At 70.6% G+C, this 11,258-nt stretch carries 8 protein-coding genes and 1 pseudogene; 1 reads left to right on the top strand and 8 read right to left on the bottom strand.

Annotated elements, in window-relative coordinates; translation table 11 throughout:
* Nucleotides 1-53 precede the first annotated feature (53 nt).
* The 8 genes from CQZ88_RS15065 to CQZ88_RS15030 form a co-directional block, all read right to left on the bottom strand.
* Entirely contained in the window at nt 54-1,961 is a 1,908-nt protein-coding gene (locus tag CQZ88_RS15065) for an alpha/beta hydrolase-fold protein (RefSeq protein ID WP_258008610.1), read from the bottom strand.
* Between the two features lie 216 nt (nt 1,962-2,177).
* Nucleotides 2,178-3,188: an alpha/beta hydrolase family protein gene (locus tag CQZ88_RS15060; RefSeq protein ID WP_102799972.1), complete on the bottom strand. Its 1,011-nt coding sequence runs from the start codon at nt 3,186-3,188 to the stop codon at nt 2,178-2,180.
* A gap of 306 nt (nt 3,189-3,494) precedes the next feature.
* The gene (gene zomB / locus CQZ88_RS15055; RefSeq protein WP_102799971.1) at nt 3,495-5,372 is read right to left on the bottom strand and encodes a flagellar motor control protein ZomB; all 1,878 of its coding nucleotides are present in this window, start codon (nt 5,370-5,372) and stop codon (nt 3,495-3,497) included.
* 58 nt (nt 5,373-5,430) lie between these two features.
* Nucleotides 5,431-6,336: a decaprenyl-phosphate phosphoribosyltransferase gene (locus tag CQZ88_RS15050; RefSeq protein WP_006937150.1), complete on the bottom strand. Its 906-nt coding sequence runs from the start codon at nt 6,334-6,336 to the stop codon at nt 5,431-5,433.
* Nucleotides 6,333-6,869, bottom strand: a complete 537-nt coding sequence (locus tag CQZ88_RS15045; RefSeq protein ID WP_102799970.1) for a phosphatase PAP2 family protein — start codon at nt 6,867-6,869, stop codon at nt 6,333-6,335. Before CQZ88_RS15045 ends, CQZ88_RS15050 begins: the two co-directional genes overlap by 4 nt.
* Nucleotides 6,853-8,781: a glycosyltransferase gene (locus CQZ88_RS15040; protein WP_102799969.1), complete on the bottom strand. Its 1,929-nt coding sequence runs from the start codon at nt 8,779-8,781 to the stop codon at nt 6,853-6,855. The genes CQZ88_RS15045 and CQZ88_RS15040 overlap by 17 nt, the downstream gene beginning before the upstream one ends.
* Nucleotides 8,778-9,998, bottom strand: coding sequence for a UDP-galactopyranose mutase (glf, locus tag CQZ88_RS15035; RefSeq protein WP_006937155.1), 1,221 nt, complete (start codon nt 9,996-9,998; stop codon nt 8,778-8,780). The genes CQZ88_RS15040 and glf overlap by 4 nt, the downstream gene beginning before the upstream one ends.
* 73 nt (nt 9,999-10,071) lie before the next feature.
* Nucleotides 10,072-10,824 (bottom strand): MerR family transcriptional regulator, encoded by a 753-nt coding sequence (locus CQZ88_RS15030; protein WP_006937156.1) that lies wholly within the window; start codon nt 10,822-10,824, stop codon nt 10,072-10,074.
* Between the two features lie 132 nt (nt 10,825-10,956).
* Here CQZ88_RS15030 and CQZ88_RS31120 point away from each other — a divergent pair.
* A pseudogene (locus CQZ88_RS31120) lies at nt 10,957-11,258 on the top strand (hypothetical protein); the annotation flags it as partial.

The following is an 11,258-nucleotide window of genomic DNA, read 5'->3' as shown; positions in this document are numbered from 1 at the left end:
GATCCGGTGGTCGCGGGGCCGCCGTGGCGGCACCGGGTGTGCGAGGGCCGATCCTAGGGGCGGACGGTGGCCACGTTGTCGACGACCGTGACGAATCCGCCCTGGAAGTTCTGCTGGACACCGCCGGGGATGGGGAACTCGTCCCCGACGGGGAAGCCGAGGCGACCGTTCTCGTAACCGGCGCTCTTCCACGCGTCGAAGACCGGCCCGGTGCGGACCGACCACGCCCCGCTCAGCGGGCTCCAGTAGATGTTGCCGCCCTCGAACTCGTTGAACCGGCCACCGTCCTTGACGGGGATCTCGCTGGTCTTCGGGAACCCGAGCCAGCCGTTCTCGTAGCCGAGCTCGGCGTACTTGCCCATGATCATGCCCTGTACGGCGTGGGCCCCGAACGGCTCGCTCCAGTAGAGGGCGCCGATCTCGAAGCCCTGCACCACGCCGGGCTTGCCGGGGGTGGCGACCTCGTCGGCCACCGGGTAGCCCAGCGGGCCGCCCTCCCAGCCCTGCCGCGCCCACTCGTCGCGGATGGCGCCGCGCACGGCGTGCGCCCCGGTCTGCGGGGTCCAGTAGATCGAGCCCTGCTGGAAGTGGTTGAACCGGCCGCGGCCGTCGGGGGTGCCGCGTTCCTCCGTGGTCGGGTAGCCGAGCGGGCCCCCCGGGCCGCCCGCGGCCTGGTAGGCTCCGCCGATCGCACCCGCCACCGGGTGGGCCCCGCCGTCGGTGGAGGAGAAGATCCGGCCGAAGCGGAAGTCTTGGACGCGCCCGCCCGCGACGGCGTACTCCGGCGTGAGGCAGTCGCCGATCCAGGGACCGGCGGCTGCTGCGGCGCCGATCGCGCCGGCGGCGCTGCAGTTCGGCTTCGTGACCTCCACTCCGAGGGCGTTGGCCAGCTGCGGCCACAGCTGGTGCAGCTCGAACTCCCAGTACGGCCACGAGTGGGTGCCCGACGGCCGGTAGACCACCTGCGCAGGGATGCCGATCTTGTTGAGCTTGGTGGCGAACGCCTGCGAGGTGAGCCGCGACAGGATCTCGAGGCCCATGCCGGCGTAGTTCGTGCTCACGCCCGGGATACCCGACGGCTGGTCGTACGGGCCGGTGCTGCCGCTGCCACTGGAGACGTACAGGCTCACGCCCTCGAGCTTGTCCGCCAGCAGGTACGGATCGTGGGCGGCCCACTGCTCGCCGCCGGGGGTACCCCACATGGCCGACGAATCGAAGCCGCCGGCGTCCTGCATCGCGTACTGGATGGCCTGCGGCATGCCCAGGGTGGTGGTGGTGAGGATGCCGGAGAGCGACCCCGCGAACTTGAAGAAGCCGGGGTTGCGCGCGGGCAGGAACATCGCAGCGGTGCCGCCCATCGACAGGCCGACGACGCCGCGGTCCTTCGTGGTGCGCCAGTTGCCCTCGAGGATCGGCGGGAGCTCCTTGGTCAGGAACGTCTCCCACTGGTAGTTGCGCCCGTTGTTCTGGTCCATCCAGTCGGCGTAGAAGCTGGACTGCCCGCCCACCGGCAGCACCACGTTGACGTTCTTGTCCGCGAAGAAGGCCTCGGCGTCCGTCTCGATCGTCCAGCCGCTCTCGTCGTCGCGGGCGCGCAGGCCGTCGAGCATGTAGACGGCAGGGAACCGCGCCTCGGGTTCGATGTTCCAGTCCCGGGCGAGCAGCAGCTGCACCTGAATGGGGGTGCCCATGGCCGGCGAGTTCACCCACAGGGCCACGCGCCGGTCGGTCAGCCAGTCGACGCGCTGCACCGTGACCCCGGCCGGGACCTGCACGGCGGTCGGCTCGCTGCGGTCCACCGGCTCCGCATGCGCGGCCCCGGCCGCGAGAGTTCCGGCGACGAGGGGCGCGACGAGCGCGGCGGCGACCGCCCCGAGGACCCGCCGCCCCCGACGGGCACGCGGCGCCGGCTGCTGGGCGCGCACGGTTCGACGTCCGCCAAGCACTGTTCGCATCGGCATCGCTCACTTTCTGCGTTGCTGGGGCGTCGGCGGGCGACCGGGCCCCGCGTCTCGAAGACTGTTTCTACACGTGAACGGGCGCCGGGTGGGGGCGCCGCGCTGTGACGGGTGTGGTTTTTGTCAACGATCCGCGAAACGGCGCATGCCGCCCCTCGTCCCTCGCGGGTCGTGGGGCGGCATGCGTACCGTCAGTGTGCGCCGGGGAGTTCGGCGCGATCAGTAGGCGTTCAGTGCCTCGAGGATCTGGGGGCGAGCCTTCCACAGCTCCTCTTCCCAGTACTTCCAGGAGTGCGTGCCGCGCGCCGGGAAGTCGAAGCGGGCCTGGATGCCGAGGGTGGCCAGCTTGATCTGGAAGGCGCGGGTCTGGGCGAGCGCGAGCGCCTCGAGGCCCATGGCGTTGGCCGTGTTGTAGACACCGACCAGGCCCTGCGGGGTGTCGTGCTGGCCGGGCAGGCCGCTGGCGGCCGAGATGTACATCGACAGGCCGGCGAGCTTCGGCGCGAACACGAACGGGTCGTTGCGCAGCCACGCCGGGCTCCACGGCGGGCCCCACATCGAGTCGACGTTGAAGCGGCCGGCGTCGAGCATCGCGACACGGATGGCCTCACGCATGCCCGGGGCCGACAGGTTCAGGTAGCCGGAGAGCGACGAGGCGAACTTGAACTGGTCGCGGTGGTAGGCCGCCAGGGTCAGCGCGGCGCTGCCGCCCATCGAGAGGCCGAGGATGCCGTTGTTGGTGCGCGAGACGCCGCGGGTGGCGAGGTAGTCCGGCAGCTTCTCCGTCAGGAACGTCTCCCACTTGTAGGTGACGTCCTGGCCGTTGAGATTGCTGGGCGCGTACCAGTCCGTGTAGAAGCTCGACTGGCCGCCGACCGGCATCACCAGGGTGACGTTGTCGTTGGCGAACTGGTCGCGGGCGTTGGTCTCGAAGCTCCAGGCGTTCGCGTCGTCGCGGGCACGCAGGCCGTCGAGCAGGTACAGCGCCGCGTCACCGCCGCGGGCGGCCCACTGGATCTGCACCTTGATCGGGCCCATGTCGGAGTCGACGAAGACTTCCTCGAAACCGCCGGCCGGTGCCCGATGCGAGATCGGGGCGGCGGCTGCGGGAGCGGCGAGCGCGGCGGTGCTTCCGGCGACGCCGGCGGCAACCGGCAGAACGAGGGCTGCGGCACCCACGCCGAGCACGCGCCTGCGGAGGCGCTGCGACAACCTCGGGACAAAACGCATGAACAATGCTCTCTTTCTCGATCTGCGGCGTCCGCGTGCGCGTCCCCCGTCGGATACCGGCGGCGACGACCGAGCGGGCCGTCACAAGTCACACTGCGGTCAAGACTGTAAAGGACACCGTGAGCTCTGACAAACCCCCGGTAACCCAGGTCAACGAACCGTGTGTCGGCTTCGATATCGGCCTGCCCCCCCGATGCGTTACACATCCGTTATCGACTGTGATCATACCGAGATACGCCCGGCGGACCGCACGGGCCCACCGGGGCGAAAACGACATCGATGTAATTCGCGGGCCGGACGACCGCGTCAGCCCCCGTCGCGCGGGGGCGGAAGCGCGAGGCCGCAGCGCTGGATCTCGTATTTCGGCACCCGGTCGAAGCGGTAGTCCGCATAGTCGAACGCGTTGCGGAAATTCCGCTTGAACAGTGGCCACGTCAGTTCCGCGCGGGAGGACGCGAGCAGTTGCTGCGTCTGCGGGCACGTCAGCGCCACCTGCGCCTGCGCCACCCAGTCCTCGTCCAGATAGGCCGGCAGCCACGGGTGCACGTCCACCATTCCCGTGTCGGCGACGACCCAGTCGGGGTAGAGCAGCTTGTCGTGCCCGATGCGCCCGTCCTCGAGCCGCTCGGTGTGCGCCGCCAGCGGGTACGCCAGCCCCATCTGGTCGAGCACCTGCACGTCGAGCCCGACGTTCATGCTGGTCATGCCGAGGTTGAGGAAGTAGACCGTGTGGCCGGCTCCGCCCGGCGGCACCGGCCCCGGCGGCGGCACGACGTCCCATGCGTCGAACGACGGTGTCGGCAGCAGCAGCCCGCCGTCGGGGGTGTTGGAGATCGCCTCGACCATCGCCCGCATGCGCGGGTAGTCGAGGTAGTCCTCGGCCCGGACGGGATGCAGGTGGCCCGTGTTGAGGGCGTAGAACGCCCGCTCGTCGACGATCCCGGAGCGGCCCACCACCGCACCCTCGGGCATGCCGGTGGTGTTCGCAGCGATCGCCGACCACACCACCACACCGAGCCACAGCACCCCCGCCGCCCCCGCGACGGCCGTCGCGCGAGTGCGGCCGATCTCGGCCCGCTGCGGAACCCGCAACGGAATCACGGCGACGGGAATGAGCAGACAGAACAACGGCGGCAGCAACACCCGGCCGTGCATGAAATCGCCGCCGACGCGAAGGGCGTACAGCGTGAGCAACAATGCGGCGCCGAGCATGAAGACGACCACGGCCGCGGGGGTGCGCAGCGCGCGCTGTGCGCGCGCCGGAAAGGACCCGTCCCTGTGACGGAATTCACGTTTCGGCGCGTCCTGTTCGCGGGGTCCCCGGTACCGCCACGCGAGCGCGGCACCGAGCAGCAGGAGCAGCAGCGGCAGCCACAGCAGGTACGGGCTCACCAGGTTCCCGAGGTACTCGAAGCCCTGCGCCCACTTCGCCCCGCCCGCGTCCTTGGCCACCGCCGTGTTCGGATAGGGCAGACCGTAGTAGCCCATCCGCCAGATCTGATAGCCCACCGGCACGGCACCGGCCACCGCCACCACGGCGACCCGCACCCGCCACGTGAGTCCGGCCGCGAGGAACAGCATGAGCAGGGCCGGAAGAGCGAGAAGCGCCAGTTCGGGGCGCACGAGCGGCCCGAGACCGGCGACGAACGCCGTCGCCAGCACCGACGGGGTCGACGGCAACCCCGGCACCGTCGCCCACCGCACGAGCAGCAGCCACAGCAGGGCGATCCAGCAGATCACCAGCCCGCTCTCGAGTCCGGAGGTGGCGAAGTCCCGGGCCGGGGGCACCGCGATGTAGGCGAACATGCCGGCGGGCACCAGCAGGAACGTGGCACCACTGCCCCGCAGCCGCCCCCGGTACAGCCGGCCCGTGCCGAGCATCGCCAGCACCACCGCCGCGGTCGACAGCACGAGCGCCGTGGCAAGCACCACGTACTCGAGCCGCACCCCGCTGAGCCGGCCCGCCGCGTACACGAGATACGTCCACAGGGTCGACGTGTTCGCCTCGACCCGGTCGCCGGCGTTGAACACCGGGCCGTTGCCGGCCAGCAGGTTGCGCACGGTGCGCAGCACGATCAGGCCGTCGTCGGCGATCCAGCGACGCTCCCACGCGCCCCAGAACATCAGCAGGGCCGTCAGCGCGACTCCGCCGGAGAACACCGCGGTCGGCACCCACGGCCGCATGCCGCCCCGGCCCGCCGGCCGGGGCCGGCGGGCCGGGGCGCCGAGATCCTCGTCGAGGTCAGAAGAGGTAGACAGCACCGCCGACCGCCCCGATCCAGGCCAGCGCGAGGAGTTGCAGCACCCGGTCCTTCAGGGCGATCTCCTCCGGTTCGCCGGCCTCCCCGCCGTCCACGTCGACCGCGTACCGCAGGATCGCGATCACGAACGGAATCATCGAGATCGCGAACCAGTTGGTGTCGTTGGCCTGGTCGCGCTCGAACGCCCACAGGCCGTAACAGATGACGACCGCCGTCGCCGACAGCGTCCACACGAACCGCAGGTAGGTGCCAGTGTAGTACTCGAGCGACTTGCGGATCTTCGCGCCGGTCCGCTCCGCGAGCCGCAGCTCCGCGTACCGCTTGCCGGCCGCCATGAACAGCGAGCCGAATGCCATGATCAGCAGGAACCACTGCGACAGCAGGATCTCCGCGGCCACGCCACCGGCGATCGCCCGGATGAGGAACCCGGAGGAGACGATGGCGATGTCCAGCACCGGCTGGTGCTTGAGCCCGAAGCAGTAGGCCAGCTGGACGGTGATGTACACCGCCATCACCACCGCGAGCTGCCAGTTCGCCAGGAACGACAGGCCGATCGAGCCGACGAGCAGCACCACCGCCATGCCGTAGGCCAGGTTCACCGGCAGCACGCCGGCGGCGATCGGGCGGAACCGCTTCGTGGGATGGGCGCGGTCGGCCTCGACGTCCATCGCGTCGTTGACCAGGTAGATGCCCGACGCGGCCATGCAGAACACCACGAAGGCCAGGGCGACCGGGATCAGGACGTCCAGCTCGGTCGCCGAGCCGGCCGCGAGGGGCGCGGCCAGCACCAGCACGTTCTTCACCCACTGCCGGGGGCGAACCGCCTTGACGATGCCCTCGGCCAGATTCTTCGGAGGCGCCGCGACGGCTACCGGTTCCTCGCTCATCTCTCTCCAAACTTCTTCTCGGCCCGCACGACGGCCGCGGCGGACGCGGCGCCGAGCGCGGCGCCCGCCAGCACGTCCGTCGGATAGTGGACGCCGAGCACGAGGCGGGACAGCAACATCGGCGGGACCAACACCGCCGGGAAGGGTAGCCCGGTCAGCCGACCGAGCAGCACGGCAGCGGCCGTCGTCGAGGGGGCGTGCGAGGACGGGAAGCTGAGCCGGCTCGGGGTCGACACGTTGACCTGGATGGTCGGATCCACGGGCCGGGGACGCCGCACGACCCGCTTGACCACGATGGACGCAGCGTGGGCGCCCACGGCGCCGACCGCGACCCCGGCCCACCGCCGCCGGCGCGGGCGGTCGACCAGTGCGCCGACGCCGCCGATCACCGCCCAGCCGAGGGCGTGCTCACCGAAGTGCGACAGCCCACGGGCCGCGGCGATCGCTCCCGGCCGGGAGCCGACCGTGGCCTGCACGGCCTGCAGCACCTGGATCTCCGCCTCGGTGGTCGGCCATTCACGACTCGAAGACACGCTCCCACTCCTCCTTGCTCGTCAGGGCGGGAACCGCGGCCTGGTACTCGTTCTTCAACTCGGGGAACCTGCGTGCCAGCTCGCGGCGCAGCCGCACGGCCTCGGACAGCAGAGCCTGTGCCTGCCGAGGGTCGCGCTTACGGTAGACGACGCCGCGCCCGTCCGCGGTGGTCACGGTCACACCGTCCACCTGCGACAGCAGGAACCAGCGGGCGTCGAGGGTCGGCACGTTCAGCTGCGGACGCTCGTGGTGTTCCGGATGCGCCGGCCGCACGTTGTGCACCAGGCCCTTGGCGAGCCGCACCATCTTGCGCACCGCCCCGCGCGGCTCGCCGACCGCCCCGACCTCGGCGCCGGACGGCAACGGCAGCTCGGTCGACGACGGCAGCACCACGGCGTCGGAGAACCGCTTGCGCAGCGCGTGCACCTCCCCGAGAGCGGTGGGCAGGAGTTCGAACAGGCGGTCCGGGCCGGCGAGGAAGTCCTCGATCGCCTTGTTCTGGATCGCCACCGTCGAGTACTCGAGGCACAGCAGGTGCTTGAGCGTGGCCTTGACGGTGTCGAGCACCAGGCCGCGTCCGTCGCCCGGCATGTGCAGGGCCGCCACGACGAGGCGGTTGCGCAGGTGGAAGTACCCCTGCCAGTCGATGGCGTCGTCCTTGTCGCTCCACGCCATGTGCCAGATCGCGACGCCCGGCATGGTGACGGTCGGGTAGCCGGCGGCGCGGGCCCGCAGCCCGTACTCGGCGTCGTCCCACTTGATGAACAGCGGCAGCGGCTGACCGATCTCCTCGGCCACCTGCCGCGGGATCATGCACATCCACCAGCCGTTGTAGTCGACGTCGATGCGCCGGTGCAGCAGCCGCGACTGCTCGCGGTCGCGCAGCGGCTTGGTGGCGAAGTCGTGGTCGTACTCGACGTTCGGCGCGGCCGTCCACATGAAGTCGGCGCGGTTGATCACCTCGCCCATCGTGTGCAGGTGGCTGCGTTCCTGCAGGTTGAGCATCTGGCCGCCGACGAGCATCGGGCTCTTGGCGAACCGGGACAGCGCCAGCGCGCGCAGGACCGAGTCCGGTTCCAGCTCGATGTCGTCGTCCATGAACAGGATGTACGGGCAGTCGGTGGTCTTCAGCGCCTCGTACATGATGCGGCTGTAGCCGCCCGAACCGCCGAGGTTGCCCTGGTCGTGGATGGCGAGCCGGTCGCCGAGCGCGGCCGCCGCCGCGGTGAAACCGGGCTCGTCGCGAACCTTCCGGGTGCCCTGGTCCGGGATGATCACGGCGTCCACGACGTCGAGGACCAGCGGATCGGAGGCGAGGGCGACGAGGGCCTTCACGCAGTCCGTGGGGCGGTTGAAGGTGGGGATGCCCACGGCGACGGACGCCTCGCCGGGTGCCTCGACCGGCGCGTACCAGCCCGCCGAGCGCAGCGTGACGTCCGAGTCGGTGGTGATGTCGAACCAGATCCAGCCACCGTCCTCGAACGGGCCGAGATCGATCTCGAACTCGACCGTCGCGGCGTCGTCCCCGGCGGGGGCGCCGCCGGAGAACTCGCGGCCCTCGACGTGGATGCGGCTCGCGTCGGCCTTCGAGCGGTACACGTCGGCCCGGCCGTGGCCGGTGAGCTCGAGCCGCAGCACCACGGAGGTGAGCGTGCTCCACCGTCGCCAGTAGCTCGCCGGGAAGGCGTTGAAGTAGGTGCACATCGACACTTCGGACTCGGCGCCGATGTTCAGCGACGTCCGGCCGACGGCGTGCGCGCGCCGTGCGTTGGTCGGCGATTCCTCCAGGTAGAGGGTGCGCACGTCGAGCGGTTCACCCGGGCGCGGCAGGATCACCCGCTGCAGCAGTGCCCTGCCGAGCAGCTCGGATTCCGGCGCGACGGGCTCGGCCAGCTGGTGCCGGGCGCTCACGAGGCGTCCCCCGCCAGCGGCGTGCCCGACTCGAAGTACGGGAGGAGGGCGTTGTCGAACATGCTCAGCGCGCTCGCGATGGCCATGTGCATGTCGAGGTACTGGTAGGTGCCGAGCCGGCCGCCGAACAGCACCTTGTTCTCCGCGGCCTCCCGCTTGGCCCGCTCCCGGTAGGCCGAGAGCGTGGCCCGGTCCTCCGGGGTGTTGATCGGGTAGTACGGCTCGTCGTCGTTGCCGGCGAAGCGCGAGTACTCGCGCATGATCACCGTCTTGTCCGTGGGGTAGCCGTCCCGCTCGGGGTGGAAGTGCCGGAACTCGTGGATGCGGGTGTAGGGCACGTCGGCGTCGTTGTAGTTCATCACCGGGGTTCCCTGGAAGTCGCCGGTGGGCAGCACCTCGGTCTCGAAGTCGAGGGTGCGCCAGCCGAGGCGGCCCTCGGCGTAGTCGAAGTAGCGGTCGAGCGGCCCGGTGTAGACGACGGGGGCGCCGGGGCTCGCGGCGCGGATCTCGTCGCGCACCTCGAACCAGTCGGTGTCGAGCCGCACCTCGATCTTCTCGTCCTTCGCCATGTTCTCGAGCCACGCGGTGTAGCCGTCGACGGGCAGGCCCTCGTAGGTGTCGTTGAAGTACCGGTTGTCGAAGGTGTAGCGGACCGGCAGGCGGGTGATGTTGCCGGCGGGCAGTTCCTTCGGGTCGGTCTGCCACTGCTTGGCGGTGTAGTCGCGCACGAACGCCTCGTAGAGCGGCCGGCCGATCAGGGAGATGGCCTTCTCCTCGAGGTTCTGCGCCTCCGCGGTGTCGATCTCGGCGGCCTGCTCCTTGATCAGGGCACGCGCCTCCTCGGGGCTGAAGTACCGGCCGAAGAACTGGGACACCAGCCCGAGACCCATCGGGAACTGGTAGGCCTGGCCCTTGTGCATCGCGAACACGCGGTGCTGGTAGTTCGTGAAATCGGTGAACTGGTTCACGTAGTCCCACACCCGCTTGTTGGAGGTGTGGAACAGGTGGGCGCCGTACTTGTGGATCTCGATGCCCGTCTCGGGCTCGGGCTCCGAGTAGGCGTTGCCGCCGAGGTGGTGGCGGCGCTCGACGACGAGAACGCGTTTGCCGAGTTGCGTGGCGGCACGCTCGGCGATCGTCAGTCCGAAGAACCCGGAGCCGACGACGATCAGGTCGTACTCACGGGTGGCAGGCTGGGGCGAGGGTGCAGCAGTCACGGAAGACCAGGGTAGGCGACCCGCGGGGCCGTGCGCGTTTCCGGTAGCGGGAGCGACCGGAAACGCGCACGGGTCAGGCCAGGTGGGCCCGCAGGGCGGACCGGACGAATTCCGCACCCGCCGGGCCGCCGTAGTTCGCGGCGAAGCGCTCGTCCGCGACGTACATCTCTGCCAGCCCCAGGACGTACTCCCGGTTCGGCTCCTCCCCGTGGCCCGGGGTACCGGGGATGCTGCCGAGCCACGCGACGTGGCGACGGGCCAGGTCCTGCCCCTCCGGGCCGGCCGGATCGAGACCGGCGGCCGCGGCGGCCGTCCAGTCCGCGCCCAGGCGGGCGGCGACGGACTTCCAGTCGTCGCGCTCGGCCTCGCTCATGCCACGCCACCAGCGGTCACTGCTGTCGTAGGCGTCCTGGCCCCAGCGTTCGATCACCTCGTCGCGGTACTGCGTGTGGTCGAATCCGTCGAACACTTCGTTCGCCATCAGTTCCTCTCCTCTCTCGGTTCTGCGGATGGTGGTGCGCACCGACTCGATCTGCCGGGCCAGCCGCCGCTGCTCGTGCTCGAGCAGTTCCAGATGCACGCGCAGCGCCGCGGTGGCGTCGCGATGGCCGTCGAGCACCTCGGCGACGGCCGGCAGTCCCAGGCCGAGGTCGCGCAGCAGCAGGATGCGCTGCAGCCGGACCAGGGCGTCGGCGTCGTAGAACCGCATGCCGCCCGGGCCGGTGCGGCTGGGCTCGAGCACGCCCACGTCGCCGTAGTGCCGCAGGGTGCGGCTGGTGACGCCGGCCGCGCGGGCCAGTTCCTGGATGGACCATTCGCCTTTCATCGCGGGCCTCTCTCGTCGGGTACGCCCAGGATGCGTCTTGACGTCGCGTCAACGTCAAGCCCGTTCGGATCCCGTTCGTCCGGATCGGCGCCTACGGTTTCCCTGGACGCTCCGGCCGGAAGGAGAAACGGTATGACGCTGATCGGCGGACTGCCCGCTCACCCGCTGCTCGTGCACGCGGTCGTCGTGCTGGTGCCCCTGGTGTCGACGGGGCTGATCCTGTGCGCGCTGTGGCCGGCCGCGCGCCGGCACCTCCTGTGGCCGGTCGTGGTGCTGGCGGCCGCGGCGCTGGTGCTGACGCCGCTCACCGCCGAGACCGGCGAGCAGCTCGCCGGCGCCCTGGGCGACACCCCGCTGATCGAGGCCCACAAGGAACTCGGCGAGACCATGACCCTCGTCGTCGCGCTGTTGTTCGCCGCGACGGCGCTGCTCGC

The sequence above is a fragment of the Rhodococcus sp. ENV425 genome (genome assembly GCF_002887785.1).
Lineage (GTDB): Bacteria > Actinomycetota > Actinomycetes > Mycobacteriales > Mycobacteriaceae > Rhodococcus > Rhodococcus aetherivorans.
The sequence above is the reverse complement of the archived record's forward strand: the minus strand, read 5'-3'. Positions and strand labels throughout refer to the sequence as shown.